This window comes from Thermoplasmata archaeon, from assembly GCA_038851035.1.
In the GTDB taxonomy this organism is placed as follows: Archaea; Thermoplasmatota; DTKX01; order VGTL01; family VGTL01; genus JAWCLH01.
In genome coordinates this window covers 1-18,563 of sequence record JAWCLH010000006.1, presented here as the reverse complement: position 1 = coordinate 18,563, position 18,563 = coordinate 1, and the positions used below count along the sequence as shown (strand labels likewise).

The 18,563-nt window shown below is 59.6% G+C and carries 30 protein-coding genes; all 30 read right to left on the bottom strand.

Annotation, left to right across the window (positions count from 1 at the left end; all coding sequences use genetic code 11):
• Nucleotides 1-5 precede the first annotated feature (5 nt).
• Nucleotides 6-533 carry an AAA family ATPase gene (locus QW379_03050; GenBank protein MEM2869384.1) on the bottom strand — a complete coding sequence of 176 codons (528 nt, stop codon included), beginning with the start codon at nucleotides 531-533 and terminating at the stop codon, nucleotides 6-8.
• Entirely contained in the window at nucleotides 530-1,255 is a 726-nt protein-coding gene (locus tag QW379_03045) for an EMC3/TMCO1 family protein (protein ID MEM2869383.1), read from the bottom strand. Before QW379_03045 ends, QW379_03050 begins: the two co-directional genes overlap by 4 nt.
• Before the next feature lie 64 nt (nucleotides 1,256-1,319).
• Complete coding sequence (secY, locus tag QW379_03040; protein ID MEM2869382.1) at nucleotides 1,320-2,906, bottom strand: preprotein translocase subunit SecY; 1,587 nt, start codon at nucleotides 2,904-2,906, stop codon at nucleotides 1,320-1,322.
• 28 nt (nucleotides 2,907-2,934) lie between these two features.
• A complete protein-coding gene (locus QW379_03035) occupies nucleotides 2,935-3,498 on the bottom strand; it encodes an uL15 family ribosomal protein (GenBank protein ID MEM2869381.1) in 564 nt (187 codons plus the stop codon).
• Nucleotide 3,499: 1 nt separating this feature from the next.
• Nucleotides 3,500-4,045, bottom strand: coding sequence for a 50S ribosomal protein L30 (locus QW379_03030; protein ID MEM2869380.1), 546 nt, complete (start codon nucleotides 4,043-4,045; stop codon nucleotides 3,500-3,502).
• Nucleotides 4,042-4,827 (bottom strand): 30S ribosomal protein S5, encoded by a 786-nt coding sequence (locus QW379_03025; GenBank protein ID MEM2869379.1) that lies wholly within the window; start codon nucleotides 4,825-4,827, stop codon nucleotides 4,042-4,044. The genes QW379_03030 and QW379_03025 overlap by 4 nt, the downstream gene beginning before the upstream one ends.
• A 13-nt stretch (nucleotides 4,828-4,840) precedes the next feature.
• On the bottom strand, nucleotides 4,841-5,344 hold the full coding sequence (locus tag QW379_03020; protein ID MEM2869378.1) for a 50S ribosomal protein L18: 504 nt from the start codon (nucleotides 5,342-5,344) through the stop codon (nucleotides 4,841-4,843).
• Between the two features lie 2 nt (nucleotides 5,345-5,346).
• Nucleotides 5,347-6,003 carry a 50S ribosomal protein L19e gene (locus QW379_03015; protein ID MEM2869377.1) on the bottom strand — a complete coding sequence of 219 codons (657 nt, stop codon included), beginning with the start codon at nucleotides 6,001-6,003 and terminating at the stop codon, nucleotides 5,347-5,349.
• A gap of 6 nt (nucleotides 6,004-6,009) precedes the next feature.
• On the bottom strand, nucleotides 6,010-6,921 hold the full coding sequence (locus tag QW379_03010) for a 50S ribosomal protein L32e (GenBank protein ID MEM2869376.1): 912 nt from the start codon (nucleotides 6,919-6,921) through the stop codon (nucleotides 6,010-6,012).
• A gap of 1 nt (nucleotide 6,922) precedes the next feature.
• Nucleotides 6,923-7,486, bottom strand: a complete 564-nt coding sequence (locus tag QW379_03005; GenBank protein MEM2869375.1) for a 50S ribosomal protein L6 — start codon at nucleotides 7,484-7,486, stop codon at nucleotides 6,923-6,925.
• The gene (locus QW379_03000) at nucleotides 7,476-7,865 is read right to left on the bottom strand and encodes a 30S ribosomal protein S8 (protein MEM2869374.1); all 390 of its coding nucleotides are present in this window, start codon (nucleotides 7,863-7,865) and stop codon (nucleotides 7,476-7,478) included. The genes QW379_03005 and QW379_03000 overlap by 11 nt, the downstream gene beginning before the upstream one ends.
• Before the next feature lie 9 nt (nucleotides 7,866-7,874).
• Nucleotides 7,875-8,021, bottom strand: a complete 147-nt coding sequence (locus QW379_02995) for a 30S ribosomal protein S14 (GenBank protein ID MEM2869373.1) — start codon at nucleotides 8,019-8,021, stop codon at nucleotides 7,875-7,877.
• On the bottom strand, nucleotides 8,022-8,666 hold the full coding sequence (locus tag QW379_02990; GenBank protein ID MEM2869372.1) for a 50S ribosomal protein L5: 645 nt from the start codon (nucleotides 8,664-8,666) through the stop codon (nucleotides 8,022-8,024). It abuts the gene before it with no gap.
• On the bottom strand, nucleotides 8,663-9,376 hold the full coding sequence (locus tag QW379_02985; GenBank protein ID MEM2869371.1) for a 30S ribosomal protein S4e: 714 nt from the start codon (nucleotides 9,374-9,376) through the stop codon (nucleotides 8,663-8,665). Before QW379_02985 ends, QW379_02990 begins: the two co-directional genes overlap by 4 nt.
• Complete coding sequence (rplX, locus tag QW379_02980) at nucleotides 9,376-10,062, bottom strand: 50S ribosomal protein L24 (GenBank protein MEM2869370.1); 687 nt, start codon at nucleotides 10,060-10,062, stop codon at nucleotides 9,376-9,378. The genes QW379_02985 and rplX overlap by 1 nt, the downstream gene beginning before the upstream one ends.
• A gap of 9 nt (nucleotides 10,063-10,071) precedes the next feature.
• Complete coding sequence (locus tag QW379_02975; GenBank protein ID MEM2869369.1) at nucleotides 10,072-10,470, bottom strand: 50S ribosomal protein L14; 399 nt, start codon at nucleotides 10,468-10,470, stop codon at nucleotides 10,072-10,074.
• Nucleotides 10,471-10,473: 3 nt separating this feature from the next.
• Entirely contained in the window at nucleotides 10,474-10,788 is a 315-nt protein-coding gene (locus QW379_02970) for a 30S ribosomal protein S17 (protein MEM2869368.1), read from the bottom strand.
• Between the two features lie 235 nt (nucleotides 10,789-11,023).
• Nucleotides 11,024-11,431, bottom strand: coding sequence for a ribonuclease P protein subunit (locus QW379_02965; protein MEM2869367.1), 408 nt, complete (start codon nucleotides 11,429-11,431; stop codon nucleotides 11,024-11,026).
• Nucleotides 11,431-11,730 (bottom strand): stress response translation initiation inhibitor YciH, encoded by a 300-nt coding sequence (gene yciH / locus QW379_02960; GenBank protein MEM2869366.1) that lies wholly within the window; start codon nucleotides 11,728-11,730, stop codon nucleotides 11,431-11,433. Before yciH ends, QW379_02965 begins: the two co-directional genes overlap by 1 nt.
• 23 nt (nucleotides 11,731-11,753) lie before the next feature.
• Nucleotides 11,754-11,966 (bottom strand): 50S ribosomal protein L29, encoded by a 213-nt coding sequence (gene rpmC, locus QW379_02955; protein MEM2869365.1) that lies wholly within the window; start codon nucleotides 11,964-11,966, stop codon nucleotides 11,754-11,756.
• Nucleotides 11,966-12,778 (bottom strand): 30S ribosomal protein S3, encoded by an 813-nt coding sequence (locus tag QW379_02950; protein ID MEM2869364.1) that lies wholly within the window; start codon nucleotides 12,776-12,778, stop codon nucleotides 11,966-11,968. Before QW379_02950 ends, rpmC begins: the two co-directional genes overlap by 1 nt.
• Nucleotide 12,779: 1 nt before the next feature.
• Entirely contained in the window at nucleotides 12,780-13,241 is a 462-nt protein-coding gene (locus tag QW379_02945; protein MEM2869363.1) for a 50S ribosomal protein L22, read from the bottom strand.
• A 48-nt stretch (nucleotides 13,242-13,289) separates the two neighbouring features.
• Nucleotides 13,290-13,754, bottom strand: a complete 465-nt coding sequence (locus QW379_02940; GenBank protein ID MEM2869362.1) for a 30S ribosomal protein S19 — start codon at nucleotides 13,752-13,754, stop codon at nucleotides 13,290-13,292.
• 63 nt (nucleotides 13,755-13,817) lie between these two features.
• On the bottom strand, nucleotides 13,818-14,525 hold the full coding sequence (locus QW379_02935; protein MEM2869361.1) for a 50S ribosomal protein L2: 708 nt from the start codon (nucleotides 14,523-14,525) through the stop codon (nucleotides 13,818-13,820).
• A gap of 58 nt (nucleotides 14,526-14,583) precedes the next feature.
• Nucleotides 14,584-14,892, bottom strand: coding sequence for a 50S ribosomal protein L23 (locus QW379_02930; protein ID MEM2869360.1), 309 nt, complete (start codon nucleotides 14,890-14,892; stop codon nucleotides 14,584-14,586).
• On the bottom strand, nucleotides 14,885-15,748 hold the full coding sequence (gene rpl4p, locus QW379_02925; protein MEM2869359.1) for a 50S ribosomal protein L4: 864 nt from the start codon (nucleotides 15,746-15,748) through the stop codon (nucleotides 14,885-14,887). Before rpl4p ends, QW379_02930 begins: the two co-directional genes overlap by 8 nt.
• A gap of 15 nt (nucleotides 15,749-15,763) precedes the next feature.
• Nucleotides 15,764-16,861 carry a 50S ribosomal protein L3 gene (locus tag QW379_02920; GenBank protein ID MEM2869358.1) on the bottom strand — a complete coding sequence of 366 codons (1,098 nt, stop codon included), beginning with the start codon at nucleotides 16,859-16,861 and terminating at the stop codon, nucleotides 15,764-15,766.
• Nucleotides 16,862-17,230: 369 nt separating this feature from the next.
• Nucleotides 17,231-17,494 (bottom strand): hypothetical protein, encoded by a 264-nt coding sequence (locus QW379_02915; protein ID MEM2869357.1) that lies wholly within the window; start codon nucleotides 17,492-17,494, stop codon nucleotides 17,231-17,233.
• A 113-nt stretch (nucleotides 17,495-17,607) separates the two neighbouring features.
• The gene (locus QW379_02910; protein ID MEM2869356.1) at nucleotides 17,608-18,057 is read right to left on the bottom strand and encodes a peptidylprolyl isomerase; all 450 of its coding nucleotides are present in this window, start codon (nucleotides 18,055-18,057) and stop codon (nucleotides 17,608-17,610) included.
• Nucleotides 18,058-18,193: 136 nt separating this feature from the next.
• Nucleotides 18,194-18,563, bottom strand: a 370-nt coding sequence (locus tag QW379_02905) for a hypothetical protein (GenBank protein MEM2869355.1), incomplete at its 5' end; no start/stop codon positions are given.

Genomic DNA, 18,563 nt, shown 5'->3' with positions numbered 1-18,563 from the left:
GGGCCTCACTCCTTCAGGCCGCGCATTATCGCCTCGACGACTTCTTGGGGACCGAGGGGCGCGGTGTCGATTACATAATTATATATTGTGAGGTCGTTCAAATCTATATTATAAATTTTATAATAGCGATCCCACTCTGTCTTCTCCCTGACCTGAATCTCCGCCAGGGCGGTGTCGAAGCTCTTGCCCTCCCTCTCAGCCACCCTCTGCGCCCTGATTTTGAGGGGAGCCTCAAGCCATACCTTGGTCGCTTTGATGCCGTTCCTCTCGCACATTATTCCCGCAAGGCGGCCCTCGATGATTATGTTGTCCTTCTTGGCGAGCTCGACCACCTTCTTGTCTATCGCCTGGTCGACGGAGGGGTTCTTCTCCGCAAAGATCCCGAACTCCTCCAGCGTCAGGCCCTTCTTGCTCGCCAGGCTGCGGAACAGATCCCCGGCATTGAAGTACTCCATCTTGAGCCTCTCGGCGAGCATTCTGGCGACGGTGCTCTTTCCGCTCCCGGGGAGTCCGCCAATAGTAATAATCGTCACCTGCCCACCTCCCTCGTCCCGCTCTTCCCTCCGGAAGCGCGTTGGGTGGCATCAAGTTTTCTCCGGAAGCTCCAGACCTTCAGGGCGGCGCCGAGCACCTGCCCGAGGGGGACCGAGAGCAGCATATAGAAGAGTATCCAGGTCGGCATGACGTGGAAGAAGGGGCCCGGTTTCAGGTAGTCGACGGCGCCCGCCCACGGGACTGAGATGACCTTGGTTGTGGTTCCAGAGTACATGAACACCCCGAGCCACAGGAATATCGCTATCGCGACGACGATTGTTACTATCGTAGTTTTCATCTGGCTCGCCATGGCCTCCGTGCTGTCCCTCATCATCCCGGCCTGGAGCTCGTTGAGCTTCTTCATTTTTGTAACATTCCCGTGTAGCCGAATCTCCCGGTACTGGCTCGAGACCCACTTCTGGACGTGCCTCTGCCTCCCCATCGCCACCCAGTCGGTGAAGAAGTGCCTGACGACGGTAGTGAAGATCACGAGCACGAGGGAGGCGGCGAAGAGGGTCCAGATCGGGTATCCGCCCCCGAACCCGAGTAGCGGCGTGAAAGCCCCGCCGACCGCAGCCCCGAGCCCGGTGCGAATCGTGGGGTCCATGATTACGATGAGAATCATGAACATCACCATCATCAGGAGGACTGTAGAGCCTCCCCCGCCCGGGGCGCTCGGTACCGGCGCGCTATTTGATGCACCCCGCATGCTGCTTACCACCGGCAAATTGGGGAGGGAGTAGATAATTTTGAGGGCGCGGGTTGCGGTGGGAGGGGGACATGCGCTAGTCCTTCCCGAAGAACTGGCGCAGCATCGGGTGCATCTCCATCGCCTTCTGTTTCCCGATTTCCTCGTACATGCGAATCAAGATGCCGACCATCAGCAGCACCCCGGTCCCGGAGGCGTTGCCCACCGTTCCGATCATGTCCGCGAACGCGGCCAGCGCCCCGACGGCCGCGCCGGATATCACCGTGACGACGGGTATGTACCTCTCGAGAACCCTCTTCAGCACACGCGGCTCCCTGCGGAAGCCGGGTATCTGCATCCCGCTTCGCTCGATCTGCTTCGCGACGTCCTCCGGGCCCATCCCGGTGGTATCGATCCAGAACTTGGCGAACATGATCGAGCCGACTATCATAATCGAGAGATATACGACGACGTGCGCGAACACCTGATAGATGTTGTGCCCCTTCATGTAGGCCGAGTAGGCCGTGGGGTTCATCAATGGCAGAAGCCAGTCCGAGACGCCGTTGATTTGATATGTATAGTAGGCGAGGCCCATCTGGGGCACTGTTGGGCTGTCTGGGTCGGTGTAGGCCCCCAACCACCACTGATGGCCTAGGACCGGGACTTTGCTCAGCGTTGGGTGCTGCCAGAACAGGAGCGCAAACATGTTGATGTTGGCGAGCAGCGCCGACATCAGAATCACGGGGATATTGGAGGCGTATATCAGCCGAATCGGGTAGCGCCCGCGGGCGCCCCTGACCTTTCCGTGGGCCAGAGGGAGCTCTATACTGGAGGACTCCGCATAGGCGGTGATGAGGAATATGAACACCGTCCCTATGAACGCTATCATCGGGTTGGGGTTCTGGATGAATATTATCTCGTAGCCCCCTCTCGTCATGTCCGAGGAGCTCATGTGGGTCGCGAGGTAGATGGTTTTGGGAATGGTCCCCGCAGGGGGGTTGGTCAGGCTCATCGGAAGATGGCTGCTCACCGGGGCCCAGTTCACGGACCCTATGAATATCTGCTCCGCCACGCCGGCGGCGATGAAGAGGGAGACCCCGCTGCCAATGCCCCACTTCGAGACCACCTCGTCCATCAGGAAGACGAGGTAGGAGCCGACGAAAAGCTGCATCACGATGATGAAGCGCGCCAGCCCCACCCCCTGACCCGGCCATATCCTGTCGAGGCTGCTCTCAAAGCTCGCGGACGGGGTCAGGAGACCGTAGGTCTGTGGTACCGCCTCTACAAATATCATGATGATGACGAGAAGCTTCTGCGTACCCTGGTATATCGCCTTGTCCTCAGGCTTCGTTAGGTCTAGGCCGATTATCTTGGCTCCAGTGAAGAGCTGCATGATGATGGAGCCCGTCACAATGGGCCCGATGCCCAAGTGCATCAGTGAGCCACTGGCGCCGGCCATTATTGCCCTGAAGCCCGCGAAGACGTCGACCACCTTCTCCCGGTCCAGACCATAGAGCATCACATTGGTCATGATGAAGTACAGGACTAATATTCCGAAGGTCCACCAGAGCTTCGTGCCGAACTTGACGTGGCCGTCAGGCTTGCTCACCGCGGGCATTCTGTCAAGTATGGGCTTGAGCTTGAACAGGAGGCTCTTTTTCTTTTCGCCCTCTTCTTCAGGCATCAGTCCGACCTCTCGCCTTTCTGTTCACTCACATCTTTGGACTCTTGTCGCTCCTGAGGTTTTGAACGCTCTGGGGTGTATTCGTGGCCTCCGCCCTTCCTGCGGGCTCTCCCGTCTCCGCTGGATTGTGGGCCGCTGTCTTGGTTGGTGTCTCCTCGCCCGTCACCTCCTCGGCAACCACGGCCCCCCCCGCCGCCCTGACCTTTTCAACCGCACGCGCGGAAGCCATCGGGACGGTGATTGTCAGTGGCAAGGTAGCTCTCCCGCCGCCGAGAAGCTTGTCGTAGCCAAGGTGCCCCAAGTCAACCTGAATTCTCCCCCCTAAATCCTTCGCAGCGCTGGAGAGAAGGAAACTCCCCAGCCTCTTCTCGACCTCTCCGATGTTTATCGTCCTTACCCTCTCCTGCAGCTCAGGAGGCCTCTTGAAGCCATGGCGGCCGAAGTGGTCAGGGCAGTATTTCAGCATTTCCTTAAAGCGGTGCTTGTGGAGGCCAGCGTTGCCCGTGCCGCCCCTCTTCCCCTTCCCCCTGCCCGCCTTGTGGCCCCTCCCGTGCGTCCGGCTCCCCCTGAATCTTCTCGTTCTGCTGGGCATATTACCCTGCCCCCTTCCTTCGCTCTTTTGAGTTGGTCACCTCTGTCCCGCCCCGACTCTCGACACCGGGCCTCCCAGACGGCCCGAGCATACGGAGAATCAATGAGCAAATCGCCGAGCCCCTGTAGCCCAGCGAGCCGCCCTGCCTGAAGGCTTTTTTCGTGTTCTCGTAGCCGCCGAGGGGAGGGTGAAGTCTTATCACGGGCTTCACCCCCTTCAGCCCAGATAGTGAGGCCTTCGAGGAGGCTATTGCGGCCGCGAGCTCCCGGAGGGAGGCATAGCTGGTGTTAGCTTTGAGATAGTCCTCTGTAAGGGGTCTGTTGCCTTCGAGCCTGCCCCTCGCCTCCAGAACCCGGAACGCTGTCTCTTCGTCTATCTCGCCCCAAGTCACGAAGTCCTTTACCTTCTGCAGCATTCCCCTATGCGTGCTGTCTTCGGGAACAAAAGAGAGGTGGTTTTGCCTCGTCAGGTGTAGCATCCTCAGGGTGTCTCTGACGTCAGTCCTGGTCCTGACGCCCCCGCGCACCCTGACCACCGCAAAGGTCATCTGCCCTCACCTCCCGCCTCGCCTTCGCTCTCCGGAGCGTCCAGCTCTCCGGGCTCCATCTCCTCGCCTACCGCGCCACCCTCCTCAACCGGGGTCACCCCCACCACGCCGCTGGGTCCCGAGAGAATTTTTAAGCGCTGGGCCTGCTCCGGGCTCACCTTTGTTCTGGCAGTGCTCTTAAGCGCGTCGAAGGCCGCTCTCGCTAGATTGACCGTGGTCCTGGTCTTTCCGTCGGTTAGCGACCAGGCATCCTTTACGCCAGCGAGTCTTAAGATGTGCTTTGCGACACTACCCACGGCGAGGCCGACGCCCCTCGGCGCAGGCATGAAGCACACCTCCACGCTCCCGCTCTTCCCCCTGACCACGAAGGGGAGCGTGTGGGGCTTCATGCAGCCGCACTGCCACGAACCGCACCCCCTTTTGATTTCTATTATGTTGAGCTTTGCCTCATCAATGGACTTGCGTATCGCCTGACCAACCTCCTTTCCTTTGACATGACCGAGCCCTATATAGCCGTCGCAGTTTCCGACAACAGTGGTTATGGCGAACTTGATTCTGCGGCCTGAGTCGGTCATCCTCTGGACCATGTTCACCGCCAGCACCTCGTCTTCGAGGTTCGGGAGTAGGATGTCAACTATCTCTGGCTCCCTGAGCGGAAGGCCGCTGGCTAACGCCTCAGACATCGAGGTTATTTTCCCCTCCTTGACCAGCCTGCCCAGCTTGGTCTTGGGCTTCCAGTCGGTGACGGGCTCCTTCCTCCTCTCCACCCTTCTCGTCTCCATCTCCGTTCCCCCCTCAGCTGGCCATTATCCTCTGCTTCACAGCCTCGAACTCACTGACTAGTTCGGGCTTTTTAAGATGCTCGCCCCGAATTCTCTCTTCAGAGGGCAGGACCTCCTTGGAGTGGGGCACCTGCACGCCCGCGTCGAGAACCCCTTTGAGGGAGGCGAACACCCGCGAGCCTTTTGAGGGCGATCCGAGGCCTATGTCGAGCACGGCCTCTTTTATATCCATCTTGAACGCTCTCCTGCCCGCCAGAAGGCCGGCGAGGTAGGCCGCGGGAACGTTACCCGTGCCGCCCGTCCAGCCGAGCTTTCTGAGCTGGGCTGTTGTCGCGGACGCGAGAATCCAATCGCCTCCGGGGTCATACTCCACGAGCTGGACTACTGTGTGGTTGAGGCTCTTGCGCACTACGAGCCTTCTCAGACCGGACTTGAGCAGCGCCAGCCGCTTTCGGTAGTCCGTCTTCCCCTCACGCCTCCTCCGATACGGAACCCTGTGCCTGCAGTCGTGAGCCATTCTCAGGCCTCCTTGCCTTTCTCGGACCCTTCATCCGCGGGTGAGACCTCCGGGGCGCCGGCTGGCTCGGGCATCTTCCCGGGGCCCTCCTCCACTCTTTTTGCTTTCTCCTTTTTGTTCACCTTCTCCAGCTTGCTAGGCAGAATCACGCTCCGAGCCGCCTCCCTCCTCCGCCTCCTGCGCGTCTCGTGCTTTTTAGAGACTGGTAACTCCGTCTTCAGGAGGCCCCTGAGTCTGAGCTGTGTCTCAAGATGGGCGCGGTTATGGAACATACCACCCTTGGCCTGTCGGTAGAGTGTTCGGTAGGATGAGCTGTCTATGAATCCTTTGTCCCGTAGCTCTCGGAGTCTCCGGCGAATGGGTCTTATCCTGTCGATCCACCTCTGTTTCCTTGGGTAGCGGGCGTTCGCTCCGCCCTTTCTGTGGCCGTGGCCACGCCTCCGGCCCTTCTTTCTCTGGGCGGCCCGGTACCTCGCGCGAACCCGGCTTGTCCCGAGCTTCTTCCGGGCTTTGATAGCCCCCGAGGCAATGAGCCTGCGGATGTCCTCCCTCGTCACAGCCTCTGATATGTCTTCGAGTCTGGTGGGGTCAAGCCTGACCCTGCCCAGACCGCACTTTAAAATATCGGCCGCGATTCTCTTCTGATTAAAAAGGTCCATGTTCACTCACCTCATCTTCGGCGGGTTGAGTACGCGGATACCCATCCTACTGGCCCTGCGCATTATCATCATCCTCTTGTTCTTTCCCACCGAGTGCGCGATCCGGACCGCTTCTGTCTCTGGAACGACGCGGTCCAGCTCGCGTGGGTTATGGACAAGCACCTCTCGAAAACCAGAGGGGTGTAGGCCTCGTGAGCCCGCCGGTCCCCCGTATCCTATCGATACCACATTTATTCGATAGCCCATGTGGTGCCTCATCTTGGAGTGGGTGCCTCGCGGCCTGCGCCACTTCTCGCCCAGTCGCGCGTAGTTATAGGCCTCCTGCCTGATGAACCTCGGCTTCCTCCGCTTAAGCCGTGCACGTAGCTCGAGCAGCCGCCGGACCCTCTCATCTATCTTGGGTTTTTGCTTCGCCTGATGGACCCTCTTCTCCTCTGGCCTCTTCTCCTTCCCCTCGCCTTCCTTCTCCTTTTCCTCCCCCTCTTCTTCCTCTATCTCCACCTCCTCAGACCCCACCTCCGCCTCCTTTTCCCCTCTCCCTGGCCTCCCCGCCCCGCCCTCAGCTTTCTCCTCTATTTTCAGCCTCTCCTCCTCACCCTCCTCTTTCACTGTCTCCTCCGCCTTGCCTTTGGCCTCCTCCGCTGCGGCCACGCCCTTTTTTTCCTCCCTCTCCCCGCTCTCTCCCCTCTCGCTGGCAGCTGGAGCCACGGCCCTCTTACCTCCCTCTTTCCTCTCCCTTTCCATGGCGTCCTCCACCTCTTCCCTTCCCTCCCCCTCCTTCACGGCTCTCCTTTCACTCTCTTTGCCGGCTTCTTTGCCGGCTCCCCTCTCCTCCGACACCCTCTTTTTCTTTTTCCTCTCCCCTGTCCTCCCCTCACCGGCAATTTTTTCTTCACCCTTCTCCCGGGACTCCGCCATCTTAATCCTCTCCCTTGCTGGTAATATATATTCCATCCTGGAAGACCCTAGGGTCTCTATTTTTAATATAAGTCGCCTGTTCTATATTGGCGGCAGTTTGCCCCACATCCTCTATGGAGGGCCCTTCCAGGACGAGCTCCTGCCCCTTTATAGTGACTTTTGTGTCTCCGATTATCTTCGCCCGGCGCGGGTGTCTCTCACCGAGGAAGTTCTCGATGACGACCTCTCCATCTTTTACTGTCAACTTTATAGGGAAATGTGCATAGACCGCTTTCATGGTGTAGATGAAGGGTTTCTCCACCCCTCGAATCATGTTGTGCACGTGGGCGGCCCAGGTCCCGACCAGCGCCTTCTCTCTGCGCGAGGCGTTCCTAGCCTCCACCGTGACTTCTCCCGAAGAGAGGCTCATCCTGAGCCTTGGGTGGAAGAATTTTTTCGACACGACCCCTTTCGAGCCCCTGACGGTGAGCACACTATCCTTTAACTCGGCTTTCACCGCTGGGGGGACAGGAATCTTCTCCTGCACAACCGGAATTCTGACCATCTCCATCCCCTCAATAGACATAGGCCAGGAGCTTCCCTCCCGTCCCGAGCTCCTTGGCCTTGAAGTGAGACATCACTCCCTTGGTGGTGGTTACGATCAGCACGCCGAAGTCCTGCGCCGGAAGGAACCGGCTCTCCCATTTCTCGAATTCCTGCTTCCTTACGGAGTATCGCGGCCTGACCACGCCGCAGTCATTTATGTTCCCTGTTAGGCGCACCCTGAACTTGCCACCTCTGCCGTCGGGAATCGCTTCGAACTCCTTGATATATCCGCTCTCCATCATCACCCTCAGTACCCTGCCGATGAGCTTGGACGAGGGCTTGATGTAGCACTCCCTCTTACCTGCCCTCTCGGCATTCTTGATAATCGACATGGCGTCAGATAGCGGGTCGTGCTGCATTGTCATCCCTCACTTGTACTTTTTGAATCCAATCTCGGGGGCTATCTCGCGGAAGCATTGCCTACAGATGTGCATTCCATACCTCCTCACGATGCCCCTCTTCCTTCCACATCGGTGGCATCCGACCTTGCGGCCGAAGACCTTTCTCCGCTCCATTTACTCCACCACCTCCACACCATACTTTTTCTTCAGAAACTCCATGACCTCTTGCCTGGTGAGTCGATGGCTCGCGGGTATGGTGCTCCTCCCCCTCGCCCTGAGAGCCACCCTCCTGCCCGCCCTGCACATAACGACCGATATATCCATGCCGAAGATTCCTATGTCCGGGTTGTACTTTTGGCCCGGAAAATCTGTGTAATCTGAGATTCCAAATGAAAAGTTGCCCTGCGGGTCGAAGGAATAGGATGCGATTTTGTTGTCCTTTACCCAGAGTGCGGTCTTCAGGAAATTCTCTGCGGCCTTCCCCCGAATTGTCACCTTGCAGCCAAGGGGCATGCCCCTCCGTATGCCGAGGTCCTTGTTCGTGGTCCTGGATATTGTCCTCACCGCCTTCTGCCCCGTGACCATCATCAGGACCTTCTCCGCCTTCACGAGTTTCTCGCCTGCCTCACCCACACCGATATTAACGACCACCTTCTCTATTCTGGGTTCCCTCATCGGATTGCTGGTCCGGGTGGCCTCCTGCGCCACTTCCGAGTTGCGTGTGGCGACGGGCGCATTAGTCGCTCCCCCACCTCCCGATCTGCTCCCCTCCTCCCTTCCGGCCACTAAAGCAGCGTCTTCCCTCCCCTCTCCACTCATCCTGTCACCTCCGGCTGGGGTACTTTTATCTCAGGAACGGTCACTCCGATCACAAACACATAGGGCTTGATTGTGCTGAAGCCCTCTTTGAACTTCACCACGTTGGGCATGGGGTTCTTCTTCTCTTCGAACCCCGATATTGTCGCTATTTCTCCGACGTGACTTCCACCGGTGAGCAGGGCCAAGCTCCCCACCGACTGTTTTATCACCGAGATTATCTTCTGGCCTGGGAGCTCGATTTTCAGCACATCACCCGTCCTGTGGTCGCTTGAGTCAACCAGAATGTTCCGCCCGTCGTGAAGGTTGAGCTGGATTCTCCCGCCCCTCACGATTACCTTGTTCTCTATCCTGACCAGCTTCCAACGCGACTCCTCCGGATCAATCCTGGTGAGGACGAGCCTGCCCCTCCTGTCCTTCAAGACACGGAAATGCTCCCCGGTCTTAGGAATTGAGATGACGTCCATGAGGCCCACGGGGAACTTCGGGTCCGTGACGACCCTCCCGTCCACCATTATGTTCCGGCCACCTATGATCTGCTTCGCCTCCTGGCCAGTGTCGCAGTGATGGAGGATGTCCCTCAATATGAGGGTTAGCGGCAGTGACTCGCTCAATGGGTGGGGCCCCGGAGAGGGCTTGGTTATCCAGTGCGCGGTCTTGCGCGGCACCTTCCACGTCACGGGCGCGGCTAGCCTCTTCAGATGCTTGCCCATCAGGCCACCTCCCTCTTATTCCCCTCCACTTTTTCAATCTCCGACTCTCCTCCATCTCCCTCCCTCTCCGCCTCCTCCGTCCCCTTCTCCACCCCGCCTTTCACGCCCCTCTCTTTGACCTCTCCTCCACCCTCCATTTCTCCCTTGGACCCTTTCTTCCCTCCCTCATCCTTTTTCTCTTTCTCCTCCACCTTCTCCTTTTCTTTCCCCATTTTTCTTTTATTAGCTTCCCCGACCTCCTCTTTCTCCGCCCCCCTCTCCCTCTCTTCTTTCACCTTCTTCTTCTCCACCTCACCAGTCTCCCTCCCTAAAATTCCCTCCGCCACCTTGAACCTCTGGAGCTTCTCCCGCCTCCAGGGGTCTGAGAGGTCCAGCTTCGTGATAACAACCTTGGACGGTCGGAACATGAGGGGGACTGTTTTGTTGTCTATCTTGGTTCTTGTGGCGCCCTCGATCGTGATGAAGCCCCTCTGGGGGAACACTTTGACAACCTTCCCGACGTGGTCCTTGTAGCTCCCCCTGACTACTTTCACGGTGTCGCCCTTCCTGACCGTGATGGACCTGAGGCTGTACTCCTTCAGGAGCTCATCGCTTAGGTGGGCTGACATCGCTCTGAGCCTGTTGATATGATTTCTCCTGACCGCCGCCAGGTGTTGCTTCCTCGGCTGAATGCTTGTCGTCTTCATGAACCCACCTCACACTATCATTGCGGCCTTCGCCGCTATCATCGCCCATCTCTCTGCAGCCTCGCGCGCCACGGGGCCTTTTATATCAGACCCCTTAACCTCGCCGTTCTCGGTGACGATGATGGCCGCGTTGTCCTCGAAGGCTATCATCGTCCCGTCGGGTCTGCGGTAGGGCCTCTTCTGCCTAATAACGACCGCCCTCAGAACCTGCTTTCTCATCTCAGGCGTGCCCTTTTTGACAGCGACGACGAGCATGTCCCCCACTCCAGCCGCCGGCGATCTCCTGCGAACGCCGTGGTAACCCGGGACGTCAATCACCTCGACCACCTTGGCTCCGGTGTTGTCGGCGCAGTCGAGGCGCGCTCCTTTTGGCAGCCCGCGGGTCACTTTAGCCGGTACGGCCCTCATCCCTCATACCCCCTTCTTGCTCACGATCGTGAATGATATCGTTTTACTCAGCGGTCGGCACTCCATCACAACCACTTGGTCGCCGACCTTAGCCGAGATGCAGGGTGGATTGTGAACGGACATCCGGCTCGTTCGTTTCATGTACCTCTCGTACTTCGGCACATAGAGCAGCCTCTCGCGCTCGATGACGGCGCTCCTATCCATCTTATCCGACACAACGACGCCCTCGAACATCAGGCCCCTGACCGGGAGCCTCCCGTGGAAGGGGCAGTTGCGGTCAGTGCAGGTTCTGGCCGGCGGCTTTACGTTAATTCCAATATCGGTCTTTCCCGTGGGCTTCGGCCGGCCGGGCTTTGCTACCGGCTTTTTCTTCGCAGGCCTGTGGGGCCTCGCCACCTTCGGTGCCGGGCCGGGCATCGTTCTCTCCCCGCCCCCCGCCCCTGTTGTCCTGGCCGCCTGCCCCGAATTCCTATCCACCTCCACCGTCTTGGCATCCGGCCTGCTCTCCGTCTCACCCTCTGCCCTTACTTTCTCTACCATCTTCACCACCAGCTCATCTGCACCTCTTGACTCTGTCCTCAGGTCTAAATCGAATTCTCCTTCCCTCGACCTCCACCATTCCGCCGTCCGGAAGGGTGAAGAGGAAGGCGCTGCCCTCCTTCGCAACCCTCCTCCTGCCTCTTTCCCCCGTGTCGATAACAAGGGTGTTCCTAGTTTCATCGACCACTCTTCCCTCCATCCCCTCAACTGATGGGTCAGGGCTCCGCCTGACCACCACCCTGAGCCCGATCAGCTCATGCCTCACCAGATTGCTCTCCGTTATCGCCACGGCACATTCCTCTCCGTTTCTTTCCCCGCTCTGGGTCCACGCGAGCCCGCCCTTCGGAGCCCGGCTCACCGTCGCTTCCAGCCGGCGCTCCATAGGCGTCCTAAGAGCTAGCGCCTCCGGGGGCGCGTCCACTACTGCACCGCAATCTGGAAGCCGAGCTCTTGCAGGACCTGCTCCACCTTCTTCTTATGGTCCCCCTGGAGCTCTATCTTCCCCTCCTTCACCGTCCCGCCCGCAGCGCAGCGGGTCTTGAGCTGCCTCGCGAGATCCTCGATGTCGATGTCTCCGGCGTCTATGCCCTCGACAATCGTCACCACCTTACCGTACCGGCGCTTGGCAGTGGAGATTCGAATCTCCTGCTGCTCGCGGGCTATCTCCTCGCAGGCACACAGCTCCTTCGGCAGACCACACGTGGGACATATTCCAGCCATGTTTGCTCACATCCTCCCAAACATCAGCTCGCTCTCTCGCCCTTTTCCTTCATGACAGTCAGAAGTCTCGCAATTGCTGTTCTCAGCGCCCTTATTTTCCCTGGGCTGGGGGGCGCCCCGCCCATCGCCGCCAGACCCCTCTGGTGCATCAGCTCGTCCCTCATCTCCTTCAGCTTGTTCCTCCTCTCCTCCGAACTCATCTCTCGAATCGCCCTGATGTTCATCGGCGAGACCATCACCCCTCACCCCCTGGGCCCTTCTTATCTCTCTGAGCCGCGGCGCTTCCCTCCACCTCGACCTTTTTCTCTCCATCAGCTGCGGCGGCCACCGTTTCCGTTCCTGCGCCGGTGGTCCTCTCTTCCCCTGCCTCCGCCGCTGGTTTTGTGTCCCCCACCTTCGCTTCTGCTGGCTTCTCTGATGAAGGCTGGATCGACGCCTCCTGCGCCTCCGCCTTTGGCTTCAACACCCTGACCTCGTCGGGAAGCCTTGCATCGGGCACCATTATCTGGACCTTGATGCCGATCACTCCGGGCTTCTTTTTAGCGACCGCAAACCCCGTGGTCATGAAGAGGTTCCTAGGCTCGCCGCAATACTTGATGTGCCCCTCGCGGAACTTCTCGGTCCTGTGCCTCTCGCCCGTGAGCTTTCCGGATATGACCACCTGGCAGCCCTTCGCCCCCGCCTCCATTATCCTTCGCACGGTTGAGTGCGCCGCCCTGCGGAAGTGCCAGCCGCGCTCTATGGCGGATGCGAGCTTCTGGGCCATGATGTGCGGATTCAGGCTTGGATTCGGGTCCTCCACGACCTCGATTTGGGGGTTGTCGAATTTGAACTTGTTCTCCACAACCTCCGTCAGATCCTTGATTGTGGCTCCCCTCTGGCCGATTATCATTCCGGGTCTCTCGGCAACGAGGGTGATTCTGGTGCCCATGGGGGTTCGCTGGATATCCAGCCCTCCGAACCCGGCCTTCTCCGTTTCTTTCATTATATACTCCTTGAGAAGCACCCTGCGGATGTTCTCCACCACCAGCTTCCTCTCCGCGGCCATCCTAACCCTCCCTCTTCTGCAGAATGACCTCGATATTGGTCATCAACCTGTCCTTCTGGGTCCAGCGGCCATGGGCCCGTGGCATCCTCTGGTGCCAGGTCCGGCCCCTGTGGGCGGCCGCCTGAAGAACTTCGAGGCTCTCCGTGTCGAAGCCCTTATATTCCGCGTTGCTCTCAGCGTCCTCGAGAACCCTGAGTATGTACTGTGCAGCCTTCTTTGGGAAGCGGCCGGGGCCGCGGCAGCCCCTCTGGTGCGAGACCTGGTAGGTGTACCTGCGGAAGGGGACGGGTGTTCTTCCGGCGATCACGCCCTCGAGGAACTCCTTCGCCCTGTCCAGAGGCATGCCACGAATCTCCCTGCATATCTCGACGGCGTGCTTCGGAGATATCGGGAGCTCCTTGCCTATGGACTTCGCCGTCTTCGTGTCGTCGACCTCAATCGTATACCCCGCGTGCTTGGCCATCACCTCACCCCCATTCCTTCCCGCCCGCCAGCCATCCCATACCTCCCTCTACTTCAGCGGCATGAACTTGGATGAGCGCGTGGCGCCCACGCCCGGCCCGGCGTGCTTTATGAATTTTCGCGTCATCGCAAACTCCCCGAGATAATGTCCGATCATCTCCGGCTGAATCTCCACAATCTTGAACTCGTTGCCTCTGTGAATTCCGATTTTTTTGCCAACGAGCTCCGGAAGGACGATGACGTCCCGGCAGTGGGTTTCAATGACCTCCTTCTTCCCCTTCCGGACAGCCTCCCAAAACTTTCGCGCCTCCTCGCTGAACCCCCGCTTGAGTGTCCTTCGGGCCCTAGCCGTTAGGAGGGGCGCGAGCTCGTCCAGGCTCATCGCCTTAAGCTCCGCGAGGGTATAGCCCCTGTAGGTGAACTCCTTCTTCCTCCGGGCGAGGAGCTTTCCTGCCTTCTTCCTCTCCCTCCTCCGGCTCGCCTTTGCGGACACAGCCGTCTTATCTTCAGCCATCCTGCGCTTCCCCCTTTAAATCGTTCTCCAGTTTCGTTGCTCCCATCATCATTCCAATGAGCCTCACTTCCGGGACCTCCTCTTCGGGCTGAGACGACCAACCTTCTGGCCGGGCCAGGCCCCGCGCGCCACAGTGCTGGGTCGGCCGACGTGCGGGTGGGCACCACCGCCGTGCGGATGGTCGACGGGGTTCATAGATACGCCCTTAACCTTTGGGAATATCTTCGCGGTCGGCCGCAGGGCGGCGAATTTCTTTCCAGCCTTGACAAAAGGCTTCTCCTTCCTCCCGCCACCGGAAAGTATTCCTATGGTGGCCCTGCACAGGGGGCTCAGGGTCTTGAAGTTCCCCGAGGGAAGCCGGACGGTCGTTTGCTCGCCTTGGCTCACCACGATCGCCGCCTCGCCGGCCGCGCGCGCGAATTTTCCCCCGTCGCCGGGCCTTGCTTCAATATTGTGGACCTGCGTTCCCACGGGAACCCTGCCCAGTGGAAGGGTATTTCCGACCTCGAGGGGGGCGTCAGGGCCCACAGCGATTCTCTGGCCCACATATAATGTCTCTGGAGCGAGGACGAGTGCCTCTTTCCTCGCTCCCCTGTCCTCGTAGCTCACCCTCGCCAGAGGAGTTGTTCTTCCGGGGGCGTGGAGAATCTCCTCCACGACGCCCGTGCAGCTGAGGACAGGTATGTGCCTTACGTCGCCCCTGTGCCTATGGCCCGGGGAGGAGTATATTCCTCCCTTCCCTCTTCTCCGGACGATTATTCTCTTTCCCATCTCCTTCCCTCCCCCGCCTCTTCTCCTGACCCTGTCGCCTCCTGGGACCCCGGCCCACTCAGAAGATTCCTATCCTCGTTCCGAGCTCCTCTGCCGAGTAGTCCCTGTGCAGCTTCACTATCGCATGCTTTCCATCCTTACTTATGAACGTGTTCACCCTCTCCACTTTCACCTCGAACAGCTTCTCCACCGCGAGCTTTATCTCCTTCTTATTTGCCCTCCTGTGCACTATGAACTCCAGGCTGTTGAGCCTGGCGGGCTTCCTCTCCTTGCCCCTGCCGCGGAACCTGTGCTCCCGAATCATAAGGTCCATCGTTTTCTCGGTCACGTAGGGGGTGAGGACGACCTCGTAGGGGTCCCTAGCCAATCTTCCACCTCCTCAACTCCTCAATTGCGCTCTCTGTGAAGAGGGAGAGCCTCCCGGGGTCTCCGCCGGGCGCGAGCAGCTCCGTGTTGAGCTGTCGGGGTGTCGCAATATCCACTCCTGAGAGATTCCGGGCGCCTCTCTCGACACCGTCTTTTCTAGAGACCACAATGAGGAGGCTCTTCGGGGATCTGAACCTCCTCCCGCGCATCTTGCCCTTCCCGGCGCGCTGGTGCTTCCCGCTCCAGGCGCGCTCTACGTCCTCGTAGACCCCGACGCTCTTCAGAGCCTCAATAACGTCTTTCGTCGTCTCGAGCTTCTCGAATTCGTCCTCCACGACGACGGGAAGGGAAAGTCCTTCCCTGAAGCGGTGGCCCCGGGCCGAGACAAGCTCCTTACTGCATGTGGCCCCGAGGGCAGAGGCGCGGGCGAGCAACCTCTCTTTATGGTTGATTTTCTTCGCCCATACCCTCTCTGCCCTCGGAGGATGGGCCGGTCTACCTCCGACGGTTCCGGGGGACTGGGCACCCCTGAACTGTCCCTTGATTCTGGTCACCCTAGAGACGCCCCTCCCCTTCCCCCACCACTCCACGCTGTGCTTCATTCCTGATAGCGGGCTCTGGCCGTATGGCTGCCTCCGGCCGGCCCGGATTGCGTTGAAATCCCTCCGGATGAGATCCCGCCTCAGGGGGGTTCTGAAGATTGCCGGGAGCTCAACATTTCTGAGCTTCTCACCCTTGAGGCTGTAGACCCCGACCTCCGGCGCTCTCGACGCCTTCTCGGCGCCTGAGCCGCCGGTTCCGGCCCGGTCGCTCTTGGCCCCGGCCTTCTTCTTCCCTCCACCCTCTCTCTTAGGCATCCGCCATCAACCCCCTCACGAACCCTGCTTCGACTCTTTTGAGATGTAGAGAACCTCCGGCTTACCGGGCGGAGGCCCGATGTATCTTATGGCGTCGCGCAGCTTGACCAGCCTCTTGGCGCACCCCGGCACGGAGCCCTGAATCAGAACATAGCTGTTGCGCACGAGCCCATAGTTCAGGAAGCCGCCTGCGGGATTGACCTCATCACCCTTCTCTCCGATTCTGAGAATCAGTTTGTTGAACTCGGTCCTCTGGTGTAGGCCGAGCTGGCCAGCCTGCGGAACCGTCCGCTGGACATAAGAAGGGAAGTGGGGTCCGAGGGTGCCGACGAGCCTGCGGTGCTTGCTGTTCTTGTGGCTCAGGAGCTTCGGGTGCCACCTCTTGATGGTTCCGGCGAAGCCCTTGCCCTTCGTTATCCCGGCGACGTCCACGACCTTGCCCTCCTCTGCAAAGTCGCTCACACGCACCTCTTTTCCGAGAAGGGATTTGGCATATTCCACCCTCTGCGGAATCGTCCCCCCGCCAACCCTAACCTCCATCAGGTCCGGGACTTTCTTGGGGATGCCGGTGACGAGCTCGGGCTGGGTGTGGACCAGAACCCTCACCTCCTCCACACGCGAGATGTCGAGACCTTTGAACTTCGCCTCCAACTCCTCCGAGAGACCTCCGCTCTTACCTCCGCCGCCCTTTTTGCCCTTACCGTGTTTCTCCCCACCGCCCTCCGGGGCCTCACGCGGGCCCTCCCGCCCACTCGTCTCGATAGTCAGAAGGCGCTCGAGGCTCTTATCGAGCTTGTCCGCCCAGATTTCCGTCATGCACCTGAGACCATAGGGGCCCCCGCTGTAGAACCTGACCGCCGCGACGCGCATCGGCGGAACCTCGAGAACCGTTACCGGGGTCTGAATCTCTTGGTCCGCCGTGACGCTGTCCTTGTTCGTGTTCCTTATAATCGCGTGGGTCATCCCGGCCTTGTAGCCGGCGAAGCCCTGCAACCTCGGGGAACTCTCGGGCCCGAGCTCGGGCCAGCTGCTGAACCTCGGGGTCAGGTCGGGTATTCTCTTCCGGGGCCAATAGCCCCTCGACCCTCGCTTGGGATGGCTCTTCTGGGCCATGTCTCAGCCTCCTTCGACGCGCTCGACGAAAGCATTCAGCGGGGTCGGAGCGCCCGGCGCTCCGGTGTAATCCCGGGCTTCTCGACGGAATCCAGCGCCGCGCGGATTTAGACGCACAGCTCCGTCGAGCGCAAACCGTAACGCCTGACCGGCCGCCATAACGGGTGGCGGCGCGGCCGCAGGGGTGTTTCCGGAGGAGCTAGCCCCCTTCGGGGGCTTCCGGCCCTCCTGGATTCCGTACGGGCGGAATCCACGAACCCTAGGCGTTGGGTTTGCGCCCCGCCTCGTGCTCCGCTTCTCCCGCGCCCGTCGGGGCGTGGGGATTCGGGCGATAGAGGTGGGTATATATAATTCTACCTATTCTAATAATTAGAGCCATCTCTGGCAGGTGTTGCAGTACCACCTGCCATACTGGCTGACCCACATCGCCCCCCGGCCGCACCAGGGGCAGCGCGTGGTAGGGCCGTCAATGGACGCGAAGAACCGCTCTATCTCGTCGCCGAGCGTCGGCCCGGGCTGGGGGGAAGAGGGCAGGTACCTCTGGCACCGGCCGCAGTACCATTGGTTGTACTGCGCGACCCACACGAGCTGCGTGCCGCACCACGGGCACGGGTAGCCCGCGCTCAGCTCCACCGCCCCCGGTTTTTATCGACCATTTTCAACAAGCCCCTCCTACCCCCCTACCCCGCGGCCATTATAATGCGCGCTATTACCCTCCTCTTTCCCTTCTCTTTCTCCTCCCCCGCCTACTCCTTGAGCATGTATACCTTCCTCATCACGTCCCCTTTCTGAATTCTGTCCACGACGTCCATGCCCTCGACGACCTGCCCGAACACTGTGTGCTTGCCGTCGAGGTGGGGCTGCGGGGAGTGGCAGATGAAGAACTGGCAGGAGCCCGTGTCTCGGCCCCTGTGGGCCATCGAGAGCGAGCCCCTCAGGTGCTTCCGCGGGTTGCGGTCGACCTCGCATTTGATCGTGTAGCCGGCGTCGCCCGTGCCGTCGCCGAAGGGGCAGCCGCCCTGAATCATGAAGTTGGGTATCACCCTGTGGAAGGTCAGGTTGTTGTAGAAGCCCTTCTTCACCAGCTTCACGAAGTTCGCGACCGTGCCGGGCGCGTCGTTCTTGAAGAGCTCCAGCACGATTCTCCCCCTGTCGGTCTCGATCGCAACTAGCGGCAGACTCCCCTCGGCGGCCATCGCGCTCCCCCGCCCGTAAATCGGAGGGGCGGTATTTAATGGTGGCGGGGGGCGGGAGGGCTCGGGCTGGCGCGCAAAAGAAAAGAGAAAGGGGGGGAGCGGGGCTCCCCGCCGATTCCGGCTCTGCGACCGGGTCCTACGGGTCGACCTCGATGATTATGCTCTGCTTGCCCTCGATGTAAATCAGCACCGCCATCCAGTCGCCCGGACCGGGGACGAAGTCGGCGCCGTAAGATATGGCATCATCCACAAGGGCCGTTGTATTCAAATCAGAGCCGTAGTTAGTTGTATCGTTAGTGAAGTACCAGATGGCATTCTGGATTTCGGTCGCAGAGTAGCTGGATTTGTCCTTTTTGTTCAGAATGTAGTTGATTCTATTCCAATCGTTCTTTTTTTCATCATCGGGCAGGTCGTCATTCTTATACCATGGGATTACTTTAAATGTGTAACTTTTTTTTGGATCAATGGTAGTGGTCTTGTCCACACACCAGCCCAAATAACCATCC